This window comes from Methylomonas sp. 2F7, assembly GCF_057126975.1.
The window spans coordinates 4,795,333-4,815,726 of record NZ_CP195203.1 but is presented as its reverse complement, the minus strand read 5'-3'; the positions used below and the strand labels follow the sequence as shown (position 1 = coordinate 4,815,726).

Annotated in this window: 23 protein-coding genes and 1 other RNA gene; 18 read left to right on the top strand and 6 right to left on the bottom strand. The window is 52.5% G+C overall.

Annotation, left to right across the window (positions count from 1 at the left end; all coding sequences use genetic code 11):
• Positions 1-14: 14 nt before the first annotated feature.
• A complete protein-coding gene (locus ACR64Q_RS21735) occupies positions 15-278 on the bottom strand; it encodes a hypothetical protein (protein ID WP_020483886.1) in 264 nt (87 codons plus the stop codon).
• A gap of 101 nt (positions 279-379) precedes the next feature.
• On the opposite strand from ACR64Q_RS21735, the gene ACR64Q_RS21730 reads away from it, so the two are divergent.
• From ACR64Q_RS21730 to rimK, 9 genes are all read left to right on the top strand, one after another.
• Complete coding sequence (locus tag ACR64Q_RS21730) at positions 380-1,300, top strand: SPFH domain-containing protein (RefSeq protein ID WP_026602877.1); 921 nt, start codon at positions 380-382, stop codon at positions 1,298-1,300.
• A 2-nt stretch (positions 1,301-1,302) separates the two neighbouring features.
• A complete protein-coding gene (locus ACR64Q_RS21725) occupies positions 1,303-1,749 on the top strand; it encodes an NfeD family protein (RefSeq protein ID WP_026602876.1) in 447 nt (148 codons plus the stop codon).
• Between the two features lie 216 nt (positions 1,750-1,965).
• Positions 1,966-2,142, top strand: coding sequence for a hypothetical protein (locus ACR64Q_RS21720; RefSeq protein ID WP_197026971.1), 177 nt, complete (start codon positions 1,966-1,968; stop codon positions 2,140-2,142).
• 721 nt (positions 2,143-2,863) lie between these two features.
• Positions 2,864-3,505 (top strand): FMN-binding negative transcriptional regulator, encoded by a 642-nt coding sequence (locus tag ACR64Q_RS21715; protein WP_026602875.1) that lies wholly within the window; start codon positions 2,864-2,866, stop codon positions 3,503-3,505.
• Positions 3,506-3,968: 463 nt separating this feature from the next.
• Positions 3,969-4,318: RNase P RNA component class A (gene rnpB, locus ACR64Q_RS21710), an RNA gene on the top strand.
• Positions 4,319-4,351: 33 nt separating this feature from the next.
• Positions 4,352-4,978 (top strand): methylthioribulose 1-phosphate dehydratase, encoded by a 627-nt coding sequence (locus ACR64Q_RS21705; protein WP_313733120.1) that lies wholly within the window; start codon positions 4,352-4,354, stop codon positions 4,976-4,978.
• The gene (locus ACR64Q_RS21700) at positions 4,975-5,532 is read left to right on the top strand and encodes a 1,2-dihydroxy-3-keto-5-methylthiopentene dioxygenase (RefSeq protein ID WP_313733119.1); all 558 of its coding nucleotides are present in this window, start codon (positions 4,975-4,977) and stop codon (positions 5,530-5,532) included. The genes ACR64Q_RS21705 and ACR64Q_RS21700 overlap by 4 nt, the downstream gene beginning before the upstream one ends.
• Positions 5,529-6,203, top strand: coding sequence for an acireductone synthase (gene mtnC, locus ACR64Q_RS21695; RefSeq protein WP_313733118.1), 675 nt, complete (start codon positions 5,529-5,531; stop codon positions 6,201-6,203). The genes ACR64Q_RS21700 and mtnC overlap by 4 nt, the downstream gene beginning before the upstream one ends.
• 18 nt (positions 6,204-6,221) lie before the next feature.
• Positions 6,222-7,112: a 30S ribosomal protein S6--L-glutamate ligase gene (gene rimK / locus ACR64Q_RS21690; protein WP_313733117.1), complete on the top strand. Its 891-nt coding sequence runs from the start codon at positions 6,222-6,224 to the stop codon at positions 7,110-7,112.
• An 86-nt stretch (positions 7,113-7,198) separates the two neighbouring features.
• Here the strand turns inward: rimK and ACR64Q_RS21685 are convergent, their stop codons facing one another.
• Genes ACR64Q_RS21685 through ACR64Q_RS21675 form a run of 3 tightly spaced genes read right to left on the bottom strand, consistent with a single transcriptional unit; the run spans position 7,199 to position 9,101 of the window.
• Entirely contained in the window at positions 7,199-7,609 is a 411-nt protein-coding gene (locus ACR64Q_RS21685) for an ExbD/TolR family protein (RefSeq protein ID WP_033157489.1), read from the bottom strand.
• Between the two features lie 4 nt (positions 7,610-7,613).
• Positions 7,614-8,294, bottom strand: coding sequence for a MotA/TolQ/ExbB proton channel family protein (locus tag ACR64Q_RS21680; RefSeq protein ID WP_020483896.1), 681 nt, complete (start codon positions 8,292-8,294; stop codon positions 7,614-7,616).
• A 15-nt stretch (positions 8,295-8,309) separates the two neighbouring features.
• Positions 8,310-9,101, bottom strand: coding sequence for an energy transducer TonB (locus tag ACR64Q_RS21675; protein WP_152428868.1), 792 nt, complete (start codon positions 9,099-9,101; stop codon positions 8,310-8,312).
• A gap of 225 nt (positions 9,102-9,326) precedes the next feature.
• Between ACR64Q_RS21675 and ACR64Q_RS21670 the strand changes: the two genes are divergently transcribed.
• Complete coding sequence (locus ACR64Q_RS21670; RefSeq protein WP_313733116.1) at positions 9,327-11,213, top strand: potassium transporter Kup; 1,887 nt, start codon at positions 9,327-9,329, stop codon at positions 11,211-11,213.
• A 25-nt stretch (positions 11,214-11,238) separates the two neighbouring features.
• On the opposite strand, the gene ACR64Q_RS21665 is transcribed toward ACR64Q_RS21670, so the two are convergent.
• Both ACR64Q_RS21665 and ACR64Q_RS21660 read right to left on the bottom strand, forming a co-directional pair.
• A complete protein-coding gene (locus tag ACR64Q_RS21665; RefSeq protein ID WP_026602867.1) occupies positions 11,239-11,691 on the bottom strand; it encodes a hypothetical protein in 453 nt (150 codons plus the stop codon).
• A 73-nt stretch (positions 11,692-11,764) separates the two neighbouring features.
• Entirely contained in the window at positions 11,765-12,640 is an 876-nt protein-coding gene (locus ACR64Q_RS21660) for a fumarylacetoacetate hydrolase family protein (RefSeq protein ID WP_026602866.1), read from the bottom strand.
• 337 nt (positions 12,641-12,977) lie between these two features.
• Here ACR64Q_RS21660 and mmoX point away from each other — a divergent pair, with 337 nt between their 5' ends.
• The 8 genes from mmoX to groEL all read left to right on the top strand — a co-directional run bounded on the left by mmoX (position 12,978) and on the right by groEL (position 20,277).
• On the top strand, positions 12,978-14,561 hold the full coding sequence (gene mmoX, locus ACR64Q_RS21655) for an aromatic/alkene monooxygenase hydroxylase subunit alpha (RefSeq protein WP_026602865.1): 1,584 nt from the start codon (positions 12,978-12,980) through the stop codon (positions 14,559-14,561).
• A 28-nt stretch (positions 14,562-14,589) separates the two neighbouring features.
• Positions 14,590-15,768 carry an aromatic/alkene monooxygenase hydroxylase subunit beta gene (gene mmoY, locus ACR64Q_RS21650; protein ID WP_064006728.1) on the top strand — a complete coding sequence of 393 codons (1,179 nt, stop codon included), beginning with the start codon at positions 14,590-14,592 and terminating at the stop codon, positions 15,766-15,768.
• 9 nt (positions 15,769-15,777) lie between these two features.
• The gene (gene mmoB, locus ACR64Q_RS21645; protein WP_020483903.1) at positions 15,778-16,203 is read left to right on the top strand and encodes a methane monooxygenase regulator MmoB; all 426 of its coding nucleotides are present in this window, start codon (positions 15,778-15,780) and stop codon (positions 16,201-16,203) included.
• Positions 16,204-16,212: 9 nt separating this feature from the next.
• Positions 16,213-16,710 (top strand): aromatic/alkene monooxygenase hydroxylase subunit gamma, encoded by a 498-nt coding sequence (gene mmoZ, locus ACR64Q_RS21640; protein WP_313733115.1) that lies wholly within the window; start codon positions 16,213-16,215, stop codon positions 16,708-16,710.
• Between the two features lie 155 nt (positions 16,711-16,865).
• Entirely contained in the window at positions 16,866-17,126 is a 261-nt protein-coding gene (gene mmoD / locus ACR64Q_RS21635) for a soluble methane monooxygenase-binding protein MmoD (protein WP_026602863.1), read from the top strand.
• A gap of 1 nt (position 17,127) precedes the next feature.
• Complete coding sequence (gene mmoC / locus ACR64Q_RS21630) at positions 17,128-18,165, top strand: aromatic/alkene monooxygenase hydroxylase FAD-binding subunit MmoC (RefSeq protein ID WP_313733114.1); 1,038 nt, start codon at positions 17,128-17,130, stop codon at positions 18,163-18,165.
• Between the two features lie 115 nt (positions 18,166-18,280).
• Positions 18,281-18,574 carry a hypothetical protein gene (locus tag ACR64Q_RS21625; protein ID WP_026602861.1) on the top strand — a complete coding sequence of 98 codons (294 nt, stop codon included), beginning with the start codon at positions 18,281-18,283 and terminating at the stop codon, positions 18,572-18,574.
• Between the two features lie 20 nt (positions 18,575-18,594).
• Positions 18,595-20,277, top strand: a complete 1,683-nt coding sequence (groEL, locus tag ACR64Q_RS21620) for a chaperonin GroEL (protein ID WP_313733113.1) — start codon at positions 18,595-18,597, stop codon at positions 20,275-20,277.
• Positions 20,278-20,394: the final 117 nt, after the last annotated feature.

Here is a 20,394-nt window from a genome sequence, read left to right as displayed (position 1 = left end):
TCGTCCCTACCGGATTAATGCAAATCCGGCACCTCTTCACCCGCTTTTTGCGCAGGTTGCTTGGCCGCTGCAGCGGCTTGTTCCTGTTGTTTTTGTTTATTGCCTTCGCCGAACATCACCGCACCGGCCATAAATATCGCGCCGGCGATAGCCATGATAGGCAGGCGGCCGGGTTTATCCATCCACAGCAGTATCCACTTGGGCTTGATCATACCGACGATCAATATAATCACCGCCAAAATCATTACGTTAAAACTGTAGTAGATCAAAGTATTCATGAATCGGAACCCTGTTTCCAGCAAGTTAAAGAGACATACATTATTATTAGCCGCGTGACCGTTGGCAATACACAATTCATTTTCACAACTTAGGAGGCGCTATGGGCGGCTTTGGTTTGTTAGCAATAGTGACGGTAGCGTTTGCCGTAATTCTGGTATACAAGAGCGTGCAATCGGTCCCACAAGGGATGGAGTATACCGTGGAACGTTTTGGAAAATACACGAGAACTCTGAGTCCAGGCTTGGATTTTATTATGCCCATCGTCGAGAGTATCGGCCGCAAACTTAATATGATGGAACAGGTGTTGGACGTGCCGTCGCAGGAAGTGATCACCAAGGACAACGCGATGGTGCGGGTCGATGGCGTGGTGTTTTACCAGATCATGGATGCCGCCAAGGCCGCATATGAGATTACTTATCTGGACATGGCCATCATCAATCTGGTCATGACCAATATCCGTACCGTCATGGGCTCCATGGATCTGGACGAACTGCTATCGCGTCGCGACGAAATCAACGCCCGCCTGTTGACCGTCGTCGATGAAGCCACTTCGCCCTGGGGACTTAAAGTCACCCGTATCGAAATCAAAGACATTGCCCCGCCCAAAGACTTGGTCGACTCCATGGCCAGACAAATGAAAGCTGAGCGGGAAAAACGCGCGCAGATTCTGGAAGCCGAAGGCTTGCGGCAAGCAGAAATTCTCAAAGCCGAAGGCTTGAAACAAGGCGCGATTCTGGACGCCGAAGGCCGTAAGGAAGCCGCGTTCCGTGACGCCGAAGCCCGCGAACGTTTGGCCGAAGCAGAAGCCCGCGCTACCATGATGGTGTCCGAAGCCATATCCAAGGGCGACGTGCAGGCCATCAATTACTTCGTCGCGCAAAAATACATTGAGTCTTTAAAAGAAGTCGCCTCGGCCAACAACAGCAAGCTGATCTTCATGCCGCTGGAGGCTTCCAGCGTGATCGGGGCCTTGGGCGGCATCGGTGAATTGGCTAAAGAAGCTTTAAATAAAAAGGCCTGATTATGTGGGAACAGGACATCGTGTTTTGGTACTGGTGGGTGCTGGCGGTGGGCTTTCTAGCCTTGGAAATTGTCGTCACCGGTTTCTTTTTCCTGTGGCTGGCGGTGTCGGCGTTTATCGTCGGCGCGGCGGTGTTGTTAGTGCCGGTTACACCGTTCAACGTGCAGTTGCTGCTGTTTTCCTTGCTGGCAGTGTTGTCGGTGCTGGCTTGGCGTAAATACGCCCGGAATCGGGCAGTGACCGTTACGGATCATCCTTTATTAAATCAGCGCGGGGCTCAGTATATTGGCCGTACCTTTTTTCTGATCGCACCGATTGAGAATGGTCAGGGCAAGATTAAGGCCGACGATACGGTTTGGAAGGTGCATGGGGAGGATAGTCCGATGGGGGCGAAAGTAAGAGTTGTGGCGGTTAAGGGGACTGTGTTTGAGGTGGAGGTTTGTGGGTGATTTTGTTTTTTCGTAGCCCGGATGCAATCCGGGATTGATGGCCTTCAGCCCTGGATTACGCTTTGCTTCATCCAGGCTACCTGCTATATCGTATTTTGCCAAAATGAAATCAAAATCAATTTGTCGTGCACGGATAATTTCTGCTTTGGATAAACATATGCAACCAGCAACTTATGGGGGGTTGCTGGTGTTATCCAACTTCCAGCTCGATCTGTTATGCAAGGGTTAGATAAAAATCAACGTAATTCCTGGGTCGTCAGTAATCGCACACTACTACCAACAGGATATAGCGATACTCAAATCCATCCTCAGCATCTCTTAAATTCTGAAATCATCGAAACTCCAGAAGAACTTGCAGCTTGGTTAAAAGAGAAACTGGTTGATTTAGACTAAATAATGCTTTGCATGGTAGGGTGGGCACGGTTTTTGTGCCCACGTGGGAAGTATCAGAAAATATTGTGTCGCTGACGCGGCGGCTTGATTAAGTGTCGGTTCTCGGACCGACAACCGAGATACTTTCTTTTGCTCCGCCAAAAGAAAGTATCCAAAGAAAAGGCGGCACGGATGCCGCTTGTTCCCTGCGTTCCTCGCTTTCGCCGGGAGTTGCCGAAAGGGGCTTCCTGCCCCTTCGTCAACGTGCGGCATCCCTGCCGCACCCCTGCGGGCTGATCCCGTCGAAAGCTCCGGTACTCGGCGCGGCATACGGGAGAAACCCCGTCCCACAAGCATATTCTTCGCATTATTTTTAATGCTGTATACCTGACAAGGCTGCGGGTGCGGGGTTGATGCCGTCATTCCGGCATGGATTGCCGGAGTTTCGTAGGGTGGGCACGAATTTTGTGCCCACGCGGATTTGCGCCCACCCTTGATTATTGGTGGGCGAAAAACGTTACCCGCCATTTTGGAATCACATTCGCGTGCCCACCGCTGTGGATGGAGATCGCAGATACTTCGGGTGACAGGCTTATTAACCCGACCTATTTATCACTGGTATTCCGTTCGGGCTGAGCTCGTTGACGCCCAGGCTGGTGCGCCCTTCGATAAACTCAGGGCGAATGGTATTTAAGGGTCGGGTTAAAACTTATTTATTATCAATAGACTACCTTCAAACAACATGTACTGCCCTACTCACTTTCAAGAAGACAAGCCTGCCGAACTGGTCGGCCTTATCGAGCAGTTTCCTTTGGCAACGGTGATTTATCAGGGTGATGATGGCCTGACTGCCGAGCATATCCCACTGCTGTATGAAGCCAGGCCTGGCGGCCTTGGCAAGCTTATGGGGCATGTCGCCAAAAACAATCCACTTTGGCAAGTTGCACCTGAGCAAGAGCTCTTGCTTGTGTTTCAAGGGCCCTCGACGTACATTTCGCCCAACTGGTACGCCAGCAAAAGCCAAGCGGGCAAGGTGGTGCCTACCTGGAACTATGCGGTTGTCCATGCTCACTGTACGCTCAACGCCACCCACGACCCAGCGCAAGTGCTCCGCATCATCACCGAGCTAACCGATAAAAACGAAGCCGCGCAGGCGCATCCTTGGCGAGTCACGGATGCCCCTGCCGAATTTACCAAAAAGCTGCTGGGCAACATTGTCGGCATCAGCCTTGAGATTAAACGCTGGCAGGGCAAATGGAAGGTCAGTCAGAACCAGACACAGCAGAATCGGCAATCGGTTATCGAGGGCTTGCGCTCAGAAGACTCGGATGCACAACGTCAAATGGCGCTGCTGGTGCAGTCGCATGCTACAAGGAGCGATTAGCGAAGCGTAACCGTGCGCAAGATTCACACGTGGATTGCCGAGCTTTCAGCGGCATATCGAACAGAATAATTACGCTGTAAACGCCGGTGTTAATTCCGGCCTAAATGGCTAACATCATAAATATTCCCTGGAGTCTGGATTCCGACAATCCATGCCGGAATGACGGCGTTAACCCAGTGTTCATAGCCTTGCTAGGGATTCAGCATTAACAACAATGCGAGAGTTTTCTTGTGGCACGAAGTTCTTCAGTATACCGGCCTACGTGAGCTTGCGGCGGGATCGGCCCCGCTGGTGGGCCGCACGGGTGCGGCACGCTGCCTGAGGGTCAGGAAGGGCCTTTCGTCACTCTCCGGCGCACACGCCTGACATTTATCGAACCTCAATCATTCGATGTCCTTCCACCCCCGATAAACATGGTGCGCAAATGCCCCTATTTCCCGGCATTGCCTGTATAATCCTCATCAGAGTTGGCCGAACAGTCGCCGTTTTATGCAAATAAAAGGGAGGAAAGTCCGGGCTCCATAGGGCAGGGTGCCAGGTAATGCCTGGGAGGCGTGAGCCTACGGAAAGTGCCGCAGAAATTATACCGCCTGGTTCTTCGGAACTCGGTAAGGGTGAAATGGTGCGGTAAGAGCGCACCGCGCAACTGGTAACAGGTGTGGCAGGGTAAACCCCACCCGGAGCAAGATCAAATAGAGGAGCATTGGCGTGGCCCGCGCTGCTCCTGGGTAGATTGCTTGAGCGTCAGAGTGATCTGACGCCTAGATGAATGGCTGTTCAAGACAGAACCCGGCTTACAGGCCAACTCTTTCTCTTCTTTTTCTTTTGCAATCCGCAAAATACTCCATGACAGCAAAATCCGACGAATTTTTCCGCAAGGCAGATCAGTTGATTGCCGCCGGCCGCTTCATCGACGGCAAGGGCTGGGTGCCCGCTACCAGCGGTAATTTCTCCGCCAAACTCAGCGACGGCAATATTGCCATCACTGTGTCCGGCCGGCATAAAGGCCGCTTGCAAGCCGATGACATCATGTTGATCGACAGCAAAGGCAATTCCCTGGACGGTAAAAAACCGTCGGCGGAAACGCTATTGCATACTTCGCTGTACCAACGTTTTCCGGATGTTCAGGCGGTTTTGCACCCGCATTCGATCAACGCCACGTTGACGGCCCGCTTGTTCAAGCATGAGATCGTCCTGAAGGATTACGAACTGCTCAAAGCGTTCACCGGTATCAACACCCACGAATCCCGGATTTCCATACCCATTTTCGGTAACGATCAGGATATTCCCAGATTAGCCGACAAGGTTGAAAATTATCTGGACCGCCATGACCATGCGGTTTATGGCTATATTATCGCCGGCCACGGTTTTTACACCTGGGGCGCATCGGTCGACGACGCCTTGCGCCACCTGGAAGCATTGGAATTTTTATTTGATGTTGAAATTCGCCTACATGGAGTAACACGATTATGAGCGCATTAACCCTCTACCCTGCCAATCAACCGCAACAAGGCAATACCTTCCGGGACTTTGCCGGCATAGCCGAGCAACTACAAGGCATTGGTGTAAAATTCGAACGCTGGCAGGCCGATTGCGAGTTTTCGGCGGCGGACGATGCCGAGGCGGTATTAAAGGCTTACGCAAGTTCGATAGACAAACTCAAGCAAGAATACGGTTTTCAGTCGGTGGACGTGATCAGCCTGAACGCCGACCATCCGAATAAAGATGCGTTACGGCAGAAGTTTTTAGCCGAGCATACCCATAGCGACTTTGAAGTCCGCTTCTTCGTGGAAGGCAAAGGGCTGTTTTATCTGCATGTCGGCGATCAAGTTTATGCGGTGCTCTGCGAGCAAGGCGATCTGATTAGCGTGCCGGCAAACACCACGCATTGGTTCGACATGGGCGAAAACCCGGCGTTTAAATGCATACGCCTGTTCACTACCGAAGACGGCTGGGTGGCGGAATTTACCGGCAATCCGATTGCCGAAAGCTTTCCGACCTTGGATGAATACCTAACAACGCTATGATCAAAGCTATCGTCACCGATATTGAAGGCACGACTTCATCGCTGTCGTTTGTAAAAGATGTGTTGTTCCCGTACGCCCGCTCCCGCTTGCCGGATTTTATTAAAAGTCATCAAGGGCAAGACGAGATAAAGCTAATATTGGCCGAGGCCAAGAAAATTGCCGGCGGCGAACTGGATGAGGAAGCGCTAGTTGCGCAATTTATTCACTGGATTGATACCGATCAAAAAATTACGCCGTTAAAATCCTTACAGGGCTTGATCTGGCAGGAAGGCTATCGTAGCGGCGATTTCACCGGTCATGTCTACGAAGATGCCGTGCGCAACTTAAGAAACTGGTTTGGTCTGGGCTTTAAGCTGTATGTCTATTCCTCAGGCTCGGTGCATGCCCAAAAATTGCTATTTGGTTACAGCGACTTCGGCGATCTCACGCCAATATTTTCCGGTTACTTCGATACGCACATTGGCGGCAAGAAGGAGGCCGTTTCCTATGAGCGGATTGCCGCCGAGCTTGGCTTGCCGGCCGAACAGATCCTGTTTTTGTCCGATATAAAGGAAGAATTGGACGCTGCCCGTCAGGCCGGCTTGGCCACTTGCTGGCTGGTGCGCGAGCAGACACCAGATGGCGGCGCCGAGCATGTGCAAGTCAGCGATTTTGACGGCATTCATCTGTAAACCCGGCACTATTTGCCTATGAAAATAGCCATCCTGTCGCGCGACGCGACGCTATATTCCAGCGTCCGGCTGCTGGAAGCCGCCGCCGCTCGCGGCCATGAGGCCAGGGTATTGGACCCGACTCACTGTTACATGAACATCACTTCCATGAAGCCGTCCATTCATTACATGGGCGAAAATCTGGTGGGTTACGATGTGGTTATTCCCCGCATCGGCGCGTCGATCACTTTTTACGGCACCGCGGTGTTGCGGCAGTTCGAGGTGATGAATACTTTCGTCCTGAACAATTCCGCATCCATCAGCCGCTCCCGCGACAAACTGGCGTCCAGCCAGTTGCTGGCCCGCAAGGGCATCGATCTGCCGATTACCGCGTTTGCCCACAATCCGGACAATATCGAAGATCTAATCGCCGAAGTCGGCGGCGCACCGCTGGTGATCAAATTGGTGGAAGGCTCGCAAGGCATAGGCGTCGTACTCGCTGAAACCCATAACGCCGCGCATAGCGTGATTCAGGCCTTCATGGGCCTTAATGCCAATATCATGGTGCAGGAGTTCATTCAAGAAGCCGCCGGTAGCGACATCCGCTGCTTCGTGATCGGCGACAAGGTGGTGGCGGCGATGAAACGCCAAGGCCGCGAAGGCGAGTTTCGTTCCAATCTGCATCGTGGCGGCACGGCCACACTGGTCAGACTGACCCCGCAAGAACGCTCGGCAGCAGTACGCGCCGCGAAAATCATGGGTCTCAATGTCTGCGGTGTGGATTTGCTGCGTTCCAAACGCGGACCGCTGGTGATGGAAGTCAATTCCTCACCTGGTTTGGAAGGCATAGAAAAGACCAGCGACAAGGATATTGCCGGCTTGATGATCGAGTATATTGAAAAGAATGTCGGGAAAAATAAATCCGGGTAATCGGCGACCCGGATTTAGTAAACAGAATAGTTGAGGCGTTCGAGAGTAGAGCGGGGCTTGGTTAAGCAAAACCCAGCCGATATTGTCTATTTTTCCAGGGTCACAAATGCCAGTTTGGAAATGCCGGCATGCTGCACGGTAGCCATCACTTCCGCCACTTTGCCGTAATTCACGCCTTGATCGGCATAAATATGAATGATTAGCTCGGGGTTGCCGGCCAATTCGTTTCTTAGCGTGGTATCCAACGCCGCTAAATCGGCTACGGCGTTTTTATTCAGGGTCACGGCACCTTGCGCGTCGATACCCAGTTGCATAGGCTGCTTTTCCAAATCCGGCGTCGTGGAGGCCGTTTTCGGCAAAGCCACGTTGACCGATTGGGTCAACAAAGGTGCGGTGACCAACAAGATAATCACCAACACCAACATCACATCTACCAGCGGCGTAACATTAATCTCGCTAACCGGCCCGTCGTCGTCTGAGTTTGTTTTAAATCCCATGTAATTAATCCTTGCTTTTACTGGTATTGATGTTTGAGTCGCCGAAGGCGATGTGGAGAAAACCCTCGACGAAATTTTCCAGCGAAGCCCGGTGGTGCTTGGCGCGACGCTGGAAGAAATTATAGGCCAACACTGCCGGCACGGCTACGGCGATACCGATAGCAGTGGCAATTAATGCATCGCCAATAGGCCCGGCCACTACGTCCAAACTGGCCGAACCACTGGCACTGATGTCGTGCATGGCATGCATGATGCCAAGTACCGTACCGAACAGGCCGACGAATGGCGCAGTGCTGCCGATGCTGGCCAGCATGGTCAAGCCGCTTTCCATCCGGCGCTGCTCATCCTGCGTCTGTTTACGTAAGGTTTGTTCTAGCAAATCTTGTGGCGAGCCCCGAAATTTCAGACTGGTGCAGGTTTCCGGATGCGTCATTTCCGCCAGCCAGGCAAAGCCGCAGGCTGCGACGCGAGCTTTTGGGCCGCGCGCGGTTTCGGCGGGCAGTTGCTCGGCGGCATTTAAATCGGTAGTGTCCCAAAAAGCGCTGTCGTATCGTTTGTTGTAATAATTATTCTTGGCAAACTGCCATATTTTGAAAAAAATCAACGTCCACGTTATCAACGAAAACACCAGCAATGTGTAAAGGGTAGCGTCGATAACCGCTTCCGGGGCTATATGGTAGGGCATTAATCTCTCCGATTTTTATTCACGCAAAGTAAAAATTATTGGCACAATCACCGAACTGGCCACCGGCGTTTCGCCGCGTTTGGCCGGAATAAATTTCCATTTTTTCACGGCTTCCACCGCCGATTCGTCAAGCATTTCGTGGCCGCTACTGTGCTCAACCGCCACCGAATCGCTTAAACCTTCCGCCGAAACTTGCACCCGTAACATTACCTTGCCCTGCCATCCGCGGCTTTTCGCAATCATCGGATATTCCGGCTTGGGGTTGTGGGCGTAGTTAGCTCGAAAATTAGCTTCGGTAAACTGCTCGGCGTTGGTCGCGGTCGTGCTGGTCGTCGTAGTCGTTACCGGCGCACTACTCGCTGTATTGCTTACCGGTGTCGGCGGCGGCTCGGAAACAGGCTCCACGGGCGCATATTCCGGAGCCTTCTGCACGATGGGCGGCGCTTTTTTGGGAACCGGCTTTGGCTGCGGCTTTTTCGGCGGCGGCTCTTTTTTGGGCGGCGGCGGTGCCGGAGGCGGCGGCGCGGCGGCGGGCTTGGGTGCGGACATCGCAATCATCGATACCTCCATCATCAAAGGTTGCGCCGGCGTGACTTTTTCCTCGGGTTTCAATAATTGCTGCAAACCCCAAATATGCAGCAACGCTACTAATAGCGTTAACAGCCTCAGCATGCTGGCGGGCCGCTCTTCTCCGAATAGTGTCCGCCAAAATGAGCCGGAACCGCTTGCCACTGCCGGCAGATAACCGCCGAATGACGCTAACTCTTTATTTTGCAAAGCATCCTCGTGGTTTTTAAATAAATACATATAAACTGTTGAATACAAAATTAAGCGCGATTCGAATTTAGCCGGGCATTGTAAATTAATACGTCCTAGCGCGACAGCCATCCTTACAGGAGATGATGCTATCTAACCATTCCCTACTAAGACGTTTCAGCCGCTAAAATCCCCACCGGCTAACGACGATTTCGGGCTAAATTACAATCTGTGGCATAATTTCCGTTCCCGTCTTGTATCTCCGATTCATTCCATATGTCCGTAAAACAATCCGATCATACCCAGGGACAAGTCAACACACTGGCTTTAAGTGCGATAGGCGTGGTGTTTGGGGACATCGGCACCAGCCCATTGTATGCGGTAAAAGAGGTTTTTCACGGTGGCTTGCCGACCGACGCCACCCATGTGCTCGGGGTGTTGTCCTTGATCTTTTGGGCCATCACCTTGGTGGTCACCACCAAATACGCGATTTTTATCATGCGCGCCGACAACAAGGGCGAAGGCGGCATCATGGCCTTGATGGCCTTGGCGCTGCACGGTTCCAAGGACAATCCAAAACGTAAGGCATTTATCGTCACCATTGGCCTGCTTGGTGCTTCGCTGTTTTACGGCGACAGCATGATTACGCCGGCTATTTCGGTACTCAGCGCCGTGGAAGGCTTGCAAATCGTGGCGCCGCGCCTGGAACACTACGTTTTGCCGATTACCATCGTTGTGCTCAGCGTGCTGTTCTTTATCCAGACCAAAGGCACGGGTAAGGTCGGCAGAATGTTCGCGCCCATCATGTGTTTCTGGTTTGCCACGCTCGGCGTTCTGGGCGCCGTGAATATTGTCCAACATCCCGATGTGTTGATGGCCGTCAATCCCTATTATGCGGTCAGTTTGTTGTTCGAACTGGGCTGGAAGGGTTTTTTGATCATGGGGGCTGTGGTACTGGCGATAACCGGCGCAGAGGCGCTGTATGCAGATATGGGCCATTTCGGCTTGAAACCGATTCGGCGGGCTTGGTTTGGTTTCGTATTTCCGGCCTTGCTGCTGAATTACTTCGGTCAAGGCGCATTGCTGATCGGCAACCCGCACGCCATCGAAAACCCGTTTTACTTGATGGCGCCAAATTGGGCGCTATATCCGATGCTTATTCTCTCGACCTTGGCCACGGTAATTGCCTCGCAAGCCGTGATTTCCGGGGCTTTTTCGGTAACTCGACAAGCTATCCAGCTTGGTTACTGCCCAAGAATGAATGTCCGCCATACGTCCGGCGACGAAATGGGCCAAGTCTATTTGCCTGCCGTCAATTGGTTGCTGATGGTCTCGGTGTTTATTTTAGTTTTGAGCTTCAGATCTTCGTCCGCATTGGCATCGGCTTACGGTATTGCTGTGACCGGCACGATGATCGTCGATACCATCCTGGCGTTTATCGTGATCCAGGCGCTGTGGCAATGGAACAAAGCTACCAGCATTACCTTCCTGTCGACGTTTTTGATTATCGATTTGATGTTCCTGTCTTCCAACAGCCTGAAAATTCCGCACGGCGGCTGGCTGCCGCTCGTTGTAGGCACCGTGCTGTTTCTGATCATGACCACCTGGATCAAAGGCAAGGAATTGTTAGCCAGATACCTGGACGAAAAGCGGGTATTGTTCGAGGAGTTAGACGAACGCTTGAAAGACCGACCCCTGGTTACCGTACCCGGCACCGCAATCTATATGGCCCGCAGCGTCCATGGCGTGCCGCAGGTTTTACTGCATAACCTGGAGCACAACCATGTGATGCATGAAAAACTCATCGTGTTGACCATCGTGACTCGCGAAGAACCTTATGTGGATGAAGCGCATAGGGTGAAAATCCGCATGTTCGGCGATAGCGGCGGCTTTTACCGGGTGAAATTGTATTTCGGCTTTCAGGAGGAGCAGGATGTGCGCCGCGCCCTGCAACTTTGCCGCCATGAAGGCTTGGATATCGATCAAAAAACCGTATCGTTTTTTATCGGTAGCGAGCGGCTTTCGTTCCGTCGGAAAAGCCCGATGCCAAAATGGCGCCGCTCCTTGTTCAGCTTTTTGACGCATAACTCCACCAGCGCGATCGAATATTTCAAAATCCCCGTCGAACGGGTAATCGAGCTGGGGATTCGTATCGAATTGTAGACATTTACTGGCCGCCTCGGCGCGGTTAGTCGCCACGCCTGCCGAAACGGCCGCCCCAACCGCCGTGCTGTTGACGGTCACCGTCGTTATCCCTATGACCGAAACCCCGTTCTTGCCGATCCTGCATAGATTGTTCGTGATGTGGCATTTGTTCGGCATGCCGTTCACGACCAAAGTCCCGACGCCCGAAATCCCGTCCTTGCCAACCGCCAACACGATGATCGAAATGCGGCGCAGGTTGATGCCAGTCATGGTGATCGTCGTGATGATGCTCCGAGCGATAATTGGGCTGCACGTAGTAACGGCCATACGTGATGCTGGTGCTCGGGCTGGCATAGCCGCGACCATAATTTTGCGAATAGCTGGGCGATGAATAGCCGCCGCCGTAACCTACATAGCCACGCTGATAATAGCCCGTCGCGCAGCCCGACAGGGTTAATACGGCGATGGTGAGAATGGCGACTTGTATGGTTTTCATGACTGCCTCTTGGCTGGTTGGCCCTCTAATCTAAAGTTGGGCTTAGCATATCCGAGTCAGACTTAATCGATGCTTAACCTGAGGCGCCAACCAGAAAATGTTCCGGCTCGGCTATCACCGGATTGCTCAGCGCGCCAATGCCTTCGATCTCGATGCGAACCGTCTGCCCTGGTTTCAGATAACCGCGCGGCTTCATTTTTACCCCCACACCGGCCGGCGTACCGGTGCTGATCACGTCGCCAGGCTCCAGCGTCATTACTTGCGTCAGATACGCGATTAACTCGTAACAATTAAAAATCATCTCGCTGGTGTTGCCGTTTTGCCGCAACTCCTCGTCCACCCAGGTTTTTAAACTTAGCTTGTGCGGATCGGCGATTTCATCGGCCGTGACCAGCCATGGCCCCAGCGGGCCATGGGTATCAAAAGACTTGCCCAGCGTCCAGGTCGGGGTGCGCTGCTGCCAGTCGCGCACCGTCACATCGTTGCAAATGGTGTAGCCGGCTATCACTTCATGTGCCTGTTCTACGGGTACGTGTTTGCAGCGCTTCCCAATCACGAAAGCCAGCTCGCCTTCGTAATCCACTTTGTCCGATACGGGCGGCACATGTATCGCGTTCCCGTCGGCGATGACACAAGTACTTTGCTTGGTGAAAAAGGTCGGATATTCCGGCTTTTCCATACCTGTTTCACCGATGTGATCGGCGTAATTCAAACCCACGCCCAGCAACTTGCCGGGACGCGGAATCGGCGCCAGCAGTTGCACATCGCTGAAGGGTATGCGCTTGCCGCCGGCATCGATCAGCTTTTGCAGCGCTTGTTTTGCCGGCTCTCCGGCCGCCAGAAAATCGAGCATATTGTTGGGCAAATCCGCGCCAGCGGGCACGATTTGCTCGGCAACCAGCGCGCCAACTTGTACCTGACCATTGTATTTATAGCTCAGTAGTTTCATACCGAATCAACTCTTCATCCAACCAAAATCCGCATTGTATCGCAGTGCCGGCATCACCCAGCAAAACCCGCTAACTAGACGTCTTATTTCTAAGCAGTGTCCAGTTATTGGACGTTCATTCTTAAAAAGCGCTGCCTCAAAGCCACGGATACCTTTCTCTAAGACATTGTTAGTAAAGACTAAATCAAAATTCTAAATACTGGCACACGTGTTGCTCTTTGACCTCCGAGGCTGGCGTCAGTCCAGGCCAATCAGCGCTTTAAGGCAACGGAAAGTCACCGCTTAGCTGAATGACGACAGCCTCGCCATTCTTATAACACCACAACGAGGATTCAATATGGCTATAAGTACCGCCACAAAAGCCGCTACCGATGCGTTGGCCGCCAATCCGGCGCCTGTCAGCGTGGGTGCACAGGAAGTTCACCGCTGGATGCAGAGCTTTACCTGGGATTTTGATAAAAATCGCACCAAATATTCGACCAAATACAAAATGGCCAACGATACCAAGGAGCAATTCAAGCTGATCGCTAAAGAATATGCGCGCATGGAATCGGTCAAGGACGAACGTCAATTCGGCAGTTTGCAAGACGTGTTGACACGGGTGGATGCCGCCAATCGCGTGCATCCGAAATGGAATGAATCGATGAAGGTCATCTCCAACTTCCTGGAAGTGGGGGAATACAACGCAATTGCAGCGACCGGCATGTTGTGGGATTCCGCGACCGCGCCCGAGCAAAAAAACGGTTACTTGGGCCAAGTGCTGGACGAAATTCGTCACACCAACCAATGCGCTTACATCAACTATTACTTTGCCAAGCAAGGACAAGACGCCGCCGGTCATAACGATGCCCGCCGCACGCGTGCGATTGGCCCGCTGTGGAAAGGTATGAAACGGGTATTCTCCGACGGCTTTATTTCCGGCGATGCGGTGGAATGCTCCATCAACCTGCAGTTGGTCGGCGAAGCCTGCTTTACCAACCCATTGATCGTGGCCGTGACCGAATGGGCCTCCGCAAACGGCGACGAGATGACTCCGACTGTGTTCTTGTCCATTGAGACCGACGAGTTGCGCCATATGGCCAACGGTTATCAAACCGTGGTATCCATCGCCAACGACGAAGCGGCTTCGAAATATCTGAATACCGATTTGAACAACGCTTTCTGGACCCAACAAAAATACTTCACACCGGTATTGGGCATGATGTTCGAGTACGGCAGCCATTTCAAAGTCGAGCCTTGGGTGAAAACCTGGAACCGTTGGGTGTATGAAGATTGGGGTGGCATCTGGATCGGCCGGCTGGGCAAATACGGTGTGGAATCGCCACGCAGCTTACGCGATGCCAAAAAAGACGCTTACTGGGCGCATCACGACTTGTTCCTGATTGCCTACGCCCTGTGGCCTACCGGTTTCTTCCGCTTGAGTCTGCCAACCCAGGAAGAAGCGGAATGGTATGAAGCCAACTACCCAGGTTGGTACGACATGTACGGCAAAGTCTACGACGAATGGCGTGCACGCGGTTGCGAAGACCCAAGCAGCGGCTTCCTGCCCATCCAATGGTTCATCGAAAACAACCATCCGATCTATATCGACCGGGTTTCTCAAGTACCGTTCTGCCCTAGTTACTGCAAAGGCGAAAGCACTTTACGGGTTCTGGAATTCAACGGCAAAAAACATTCATTCAGCGACCAATGGGGCGAAAGAATGTGGCTGTCGGAACCCGAGCGTTATGAGTGCCAAAACATCTTCGAACAATACGAAGGCCGCGAACTGTCGGAAGTGATTGCCGAAGGTTTTGGCGTGCGCAGCGACGGTAAAACCCTGATCAGCCAGCCGCACACCAATAAAGACGGCAAGCTATGGACGCTGGACGACATCAAACGGATTAACTGCGTGTTTTCCGATCCATTGAAAGCCCTCTAATCGTTTCAACTCTTTAAGGAACTAGCTTATGACTATAGAAGTGAATGGTGGCAGACGTGGCCTGACCGACCCGGAAATTGCCGCAGTAATCATGGCCGCCGTGCCGGATAAACCGTTGGAAACACAACGGAAAATGAATTATTTCATGAAGCCGCGCGGCAAGCGAATCAATGAATACGAAGTATTGTGCTGCTACAGCCAGCCGACACCGGACTGGATTCCCGGCGGTTTGGATTGGGGTGACTGGACCCAAAAATTCCATGGCGGCCGTCCATCCTGGAGTAACGAATCCACCGAAATGCGCAGCTCGGATTGGCTGGCGCACCGCGACCCAGCCTTCCGCTGGCATGCGCTGTATGTCAAGGACAAAGCCGAAGAGTGGCGTTATACCGACCGCTTCCTGAAAGCCTATTCCGCCGATGGCCACGTGCGTTCGATCGATCCGGTCTGGCGTGATGAAGTGTTGGGCGACTATCTGGGCGCATTCGGCTTTTACGAGTATGGCTTGTTCAATTCGCATTCCTCCGTGGTGCGCGATTGCCTGGGCGACACCTTACGGATGAGTAGCGCCATGATTGGCTTGGACAAGGTCGACAACGCGCAAATGATTCAAGCGGAAAGAACCTTTTTGTCCAAATTGGTGCCGGGTTTCCCCGAGTCCACCGATATTCCTAAACAGGAATGGACTAAAGGCACTATTTTCAAAGGCGCTAGAGAACTGGTCCAGGATATTTGGCAAGCGACTTATGACTGGAACGAAATTCTGTTCTCGGGTCATATGATTTGCGATCCGATCTTCGGGCAATTTGTACGCAGAGAGTTCTTTATGCGCTTGTCGTCTTATTACGGCGATAACTTGACCCCGTTCTTTATCAATCAAATGCAGTTGTATTTCTCGCAAACCAAAGGCATTACCACCGACATGTTCCATACCTGTCTGGGGGCCGACGTGGAATTCGGCGATTACAACAATCGTTTGATGCGGGCTTGGGCCAATAAGTGGCTACCCAGAACCGTCAATGCACTGAAAGATTTCATGGCGATTTACGCCACCATTCCGGAAATCAAAGGTGTCAGCGACAAAGCTGCCATTGAAGCGGCGCTGGTTAGGGTATTTGCCGATTGGAAACGCGATTTCGCCGATCCGATCAACTACAAAGTGGATACCGCCGCCCTCGTCAAAACCGTATTAAGCGGACTTAAATAAGGAAAACTCATGTCTAAAAGTTCAAATGCTTACAACGCAGGCATTATGCAAAAAACCGGCAAAGCCTTTGCCGACGAGTACTTTGCCGAAGATAATCAGGTCGTGCATGAAAGCCACGAAGTGGTGTTGGTCTTGAAGAAATCCGATGAACTCAACACCGTGGTGGAAGAAATTCTGCAAGGTTCGCACAAGGCGGACAACCCGACACTGGTAGTAGAAGATCGCGCCGGATTTTGGTGGCTGAAAGCCACCGGCAAAATCGAGATCGATTGCATCGAAGTTTCCGAATTGCTAGGCAAACATTACAGCGTTTACGACTTGCTGGTGGACGTTTCCTCCACCATCGGCCGCGCCTACACACTGGGCGAAACCTTTACAATCACCTCCGAATTGATGGGTCTTGATGTCAAACTGAAAGACTTGGCCGCGGCATAGGAGATAACCATGGCAAATATTCATGACAATCCGACCCGTAATGCCTGGATGGCGAAGATCGCCACATTGGATACCCTGGCAAAAGCGCACGCTTTCATTACCGATTTCCGCGCCAAGCACATGAGTCCGTTCAAAACCGACTGGTCGTTGGAATTGGATGGGCTCTGGATCGAGCTGAAAATCGAAGAGAAGCTGGCGCTATTGAAACACAAGGAATTCAATGACACTCAACTGCTCAACAACTGCACCTGCGGTGCGAATGCCCAGCAAGTCGCCAATGAAGTAATCAGCAAAATGGACGCCTGTGAGGACATGTACGAAGCGGAGCGCATTCATATCAACTTCAGACTGGCCTGCAAGCCGCCGGTCATGCCGGTCAATGTGTTTTTAGACACTGATAGGCAACTGGGTACGAAGTTGATGGAACTGCGCAACACCGACTACTACGCCTTGCCGTTAGAGGAATTGCGTAAGAAACGAGGCGTGAAAGTGGTTACCTTACAGTAAGCGCCCGGCAGGACCGCCACGCAATAAGCGTGGCGAATCCTTTACAGCCAATAAACCGATAGCGGACAAAACCTACTGCTAGCTTACGTGGCAGTGAGCAAGGCTGCGTTTGTGTGCGCTTCGATCTCAACGAACCATTTCATAGAATCAGTATCATGGATTTTTTCTCAAATTTTAAGTCGGCGGTTACGCCCGCTTTTCCGAGTGAAGCCGACAAGCTCACCAAGCTATACGACATCGAGCCCTACGCTGCATTCTGCGAAGATCTTGAGTTTATGTGGCGTTGGACCATCTATCGCGACCAAAAGCTGGTGCAGGAAGGGTGCTCGCTAACCCTGGACGCATCGAGACGCGCAGTTGACCACGTATTGGCGTTTTTCAGCGTGTCGGCCAAAAGCCAATGCCTTGGAGAATGACATGAGCGCCCATCAAATTAAAATCATTACTCAAGACGGGGAGTCCGTTTGCTTTGATTGTTACGAAGACGAGGATGTCATCACTGCGGCGGTACGGCAGGATATTTATTTGATGTCGTCGTGTCGCGAAGGCGGTTGCGCCACCTGCAAAGGATTTTGCGCGGAAGGCGATTATGTTTTGGGCAAATGCAGTTCGCAGGCCTTGCCGTATGAAGAAGAAGAGGCCGGCGAAGTATTGTTATGCCGCTGCTACCCCGTAAGCGATTTAGACGTCGAAGTGCCTTATACCTACGACAGGATTTCGTTCTCACCGGAAGGTTTGACGTTTGTAGCGGAAGTGATTGAGTTGTCGCAAATCTCCATTAACGTGATGAAACTTCTGCTGCGGCGCACGGGGGACGATCAAACCATTAAGTTCGACTCCGGGCAGTTTTTCGATTTGGAAATTCCCGGCACGACCACCACTCGTTCCTATTCCCCCGCCAATACGTCCAATAAAACCGGCGATCTGGAATTTTTGATTCGCATCGTGGATGGCGGCAAATTTTCAGAATATTTAAAAAACGACGCCAAGCTGGGTCAGAAATTAAATGTCAAAGGTCCATCGGGCATTTTCGGTTTAAAAGAAAACGGCTTTACCCCACGCTATTTTGTGGCTGGCGGTACCGGACTGGCGCCGATCTTATCGATGGTGCGCCGAATGCAAGAATGGGAAGAACCGCAGAAGTGCATCATTTATTTTGGCGTGAATACCGAAGCCGAAATTTTTCATCTGGATGAGTTGAATCAGTTGGCGGCGCAAATGCCGACGTTGGAGCTGAGAAACTGCGTCTGGAAATGCTCGGACGACTGGCATTGCGAAAAAGGCAGCGTGGTGGACATCCTGCGCCGCGATCTGAAGGATACCGGTGCCAAGCCCGATTTATACCTGTGCGGGCCGCCGGGCATGGTCGACGCCACTTTTGCGGTGTGCGCCGAAATGGGCATCCCCAAGGAACGCATCTATCTGGAAAAGTTCCTGCCTAGCGGCTCGCCATAACGCCACTGGCAAACAGGGTGCTGCGCAGCCGTTTCGACGCTCGGTAATCCTGTTTGCTGATCCAAATCAGCCTTTTTTCCCTGCCGAAAAAACGCGCAACCACGCTGAGGCGACTATGAAAGCCGACGATGTAGAGTTTCTTGTTGGTATGGCTGTGCAACTGGACGAAACGATCAGAAAACTGCTGATAGAAGAGCAGGAGATTTTTGAAAAATTAGGCGATGCCAGAGTTCAGGAATTAAGGGAGTTCTGGAATCAGGAATTCACTGGTGAAGAAGAGGTGGACTTTAAACGCAGCTTGGATTACTGGGACAAAATCCTGATTCGTACCTGGGCCAATGCACAACGTGCCCGTCAAACCCGTGCCCAGGTGGGGCAAACCTTGATGAAATTAAATTCGCACCTCTAACCGATTGAGACATCCTAGAAATGAGTAAACACGTTATTTACAACCCGGAAGCTCGCCAGCGTCTGCTGCAAGGCATCAATGCGGTGGCGCGAGCAGCAAGCGTTACGCTGGGTAGCGCCGGCCCCGCGGTGATGATTCAACATCGAACCGACGGCATCATGCCCATCTTTACCCGAGATGGCGTTACGGTTGCCAATGCCATCGCCATGGAAGATCGGATTGCCGATTTGGGCGCGCGCATGTTGCGGGATGTTGCCGGCGCGGTGTCCAGAGAAGTAGGCGACGGCACTACCACAGCAATTGTTTTGGCACAAAGCCTGGCGGTCGAAGCGTTGAAAAGCGTCGCGGCCGGCTTTCATCCCATGCAGTTGCAAAAAGGCATGGAGTTGGCGCTGATCTTGGTGGAGCAGCATTTGCAAAAAACCGCTGTCACCGACAGCACGGATGACTGGGTCGAAAAAATCACCCTGGTCGCTACTAAAGGCGAAGCCGGTGTCGGCAAGTTGTTGAAACAGGCTTTGGCCGAGCTTGGCGAAGCGGGCACATTGACCTTTCAGCTGGGCAATGGCCGGGAAGACCAGCTGGAGATAGTGGAAGGTATCTATTACGAGCAGGGATTTTTATCGCCCTATTTCATCACCGATAAAACCCGCGCCGAAGCGGTTTTGGAGAGGCCCTACATTCTGTTGTACGACCGGGAAATCAGCGACTTTATGGATCTGGTACCCACTCTGGAAGAAGTGGCCGCGGAAGGCCGGCCGTTATTGGTGATCGCCGAGGCCGTGGCTGAAAAGGCTTTAACCGGGTTATTGCTGAATCATGTGCGCGGTATCTTCAAAGTGGTGGCGGTCAAGCCGCCCGGCTTTGGCGACAAGCGTATCAATCGTCTAAGCGATTTGGCCTTGTTGACGGGCGGCACCGCCATTTTGGAAGCGCATGCCATGCGCCTGGAAGACGCGACGCTGGCGCAACTGGGTCAGGCGCAGCGCGCGGTCATATCAGAAGGCAATACGACGATCATCGGCGCGACTGGTTCGCGCGAACTGGTCAATACACGCATAGCGGCGCTCCGGCGCGAGTTGGCGCGCGTTCGTGCCCGCAAACCCGGCGAAGGTTCAGCCACGGGAAATTCGCACGAAGCCGAAGAACTGGAAGAACGCATCTCGATGTTATCGGGCAAGACCGGCACATTCAGTGTCGGCGGTATCACCGACGTGGAAATCAAAGAGCGTCTGGTGCGGATCGAAAATGCTTATTTGTCCGCCAAGGCAGCGCTGCAAGAAGGTGTTTTACCTGGCGGCGGTGTGGGTTTGTGGCGTTGCATGGCGGTGTTGGACGAAGTGATTGCCGAAAACGCCGAGCAGCAGCAAGGCATCGCCATCGTCAAGCAGGCGCTGGGCGCGCCCCTGCGCCAATTGTTGAGTAATTGCTGCCTTAATAGCGAAGACATCCTGACGCGCTTAGCCAGCCAGGATGACCCGGCATTTGCCGTGGATATGCAGCTTTTGAACTACGGACATTTTCTGGAGATTGGGATTATCGATCCCGTGAAAGTGGTACGCATGACCTTGCGCAATGCAGTGAGCGTGGTGGCTACCTTGATCAGCAGCGAGACGGTAATCATGAATGTGCCGGATTTATCCATCATGGCCGGCTATTCGCCGGAATGGGCCGCCGCCACTCGCGAAGATCCCCGTATGTAATTGTTATTCCTACCTCAACCTCCTCTATCCGAAAGTTAGAGCTATCCATTATTCTGCAATGGAGTAAGGCAATGTGACGTTATGTCGCATTGCCTCTTTTTTTGATTTTGTTATTTT

Coding starts and splice junctions, on each gene's coding strand:
- ACR64Q_RS21735 (WP_020483886.1), bottom strand. CDS start 278: ATGAATACTTTGATCTACTACAGTTTTAACGTAATGATTTTGGCGGTG.
- ACR64Q_RS21730 (WP_026602877.1), top strand. CDS start 380: ATGGGCGGCTTTGGTTTGTTAGCAATAGTGACGGTAGCGTTTGCCGTA.
- ACR64Q_RS21725 (WP_026602876.1), top strand. CDS start 1,303: ATGTGGGAACAGGACATCGTGTTTTGGTACTGGTGGGTGCTGGCGGTG.
- ACR64Q_RS21720 (WP_197026971.1), top strand. CDS start 1,966: ATGCAAGGGTTAGATAAAAATCAACGTAATTCCTGGGTCGTCAGTAAT.
- ACR64Q_RS21715 (WP_026602875.1), top strand. CDS start 2,864: ATGTACTGCCCTACTCACTTTCAAGAAGACAAGCCTGCCGAACTGGTC.
- ACR64Q_RS21705 (WP_313733120.1), top strand. CDS start 4,352: ATGACAGCAAAATCCGACGAATTTTTCCGCAAGGCAGATCAGTTGATT.
- ACR64Q_RS21700 (WP_313733119.1), top strand. CDS start 4,975: ATGAGCGCATTAACCCTCTACCCTGCCAATCAACCGCAACAAGGCAAT.
- mtnC (WP_313733118.1), top strand. CDS start 5,529: ATGATCAAAGCTATCGTCACCGATATTGAAGGCACGACTTCATCGCTG.
- rimK (WP_313733117.1), top strand. CDS start 6,222: ATGAAAATAGCCATCCTGTCGCGCGACGCGACGCTATATTCCAGCGTC.
- ACR64Q_RS21685 (WP_033157489.1), bottom strand. CDS start 7,609: ATGGGATTTAAAACAAACTCAGACGACGACGGGCCGGTTAGCGAGATT.
- ACR64Q_RS21680 (WP_020483896.1), bottom strand. CDS start 8,294: ATGCCCTACCATATAGCCCCGGAAGCGGTTATCGACGCTACCCTTTAC.
- ACR64Q_RS21675 (WP_152428868.1), bottom strand. CDS start 9,101: ATGTATTTATTTAAAAACCACGAGGATGCTTTGCAAAATAAAGAGTTA.
- ACR64Q_RS21670 (WP_313733116.1), top strand. CDS start 9,327: ATGTCCGTAAAACAATCCGATCATACCCAGGGACAAGTCAACACACTG.
- ACR64Q_RS21665 (WP_026602867.1), bottom strand. CDS start 11,691: ATGAAAACCATACAAGTCGCCATTCTCACCATCGCCGTATTAACCCTG.
- ACR64Q_RS21660 (WP_026602866.1), bottom strand. CDS start 12,640: ATGAAACTACTGAGCTATAAATACAATGGTCAGGTACAAGTTGGCGCG.
- mmoX (WP_026602865.1), top strand. CDS start 12,978: ATGGCTATAAGTACCGCCACAAAAGCCGCTACCGATGCGTTGGCCGCC.
- mmoY (WP_064006728.1), top strand. CDS start 14,590: ATGACTATAGAAGTGAATGGTGGCAGACGTGGCCTGACCGACCCGGAA.
- mmoB (WP_020483903.1), top strand. CDS start 15,778: ATGTCTAAAAGTTCAAATGCTTACAACGCAGGCATTATGCAAAAAACC.
- mmoZ (WP_313733115.1), top strand. CDS start 16,213: ATGGCAAATATTCATGACAATCCGACCCGTAATGCCTGGATGGCGAAG.
- mmoD (WP_026602863.1), top strand. CDS start 16,866: ATGGATTTTTTCTCAAATTTTAAGTCGGCGGTTACGCCCGCTTTTCCG.
- mmoC (WP_313733114.1), top strand. CDS start 17,128: ATGAGCGCCCATCAAATTAAAATCATTACTCAAGACGGGGAGTCCGTT.
- ACR64Q_RS21625 (WP_026602861.1), top strand. CDS start 18,281: ATGAAAGCCGACGATGTAGAGTTTCTTGTTGGTATGGCTGTGCAACTG.
- groEL (WP_313733113.1), top strand. CDS start 18,595: ATGAGTAAACACGTTATTTACAACCCGGAAGCTCGCCAGCGTCTGCTG.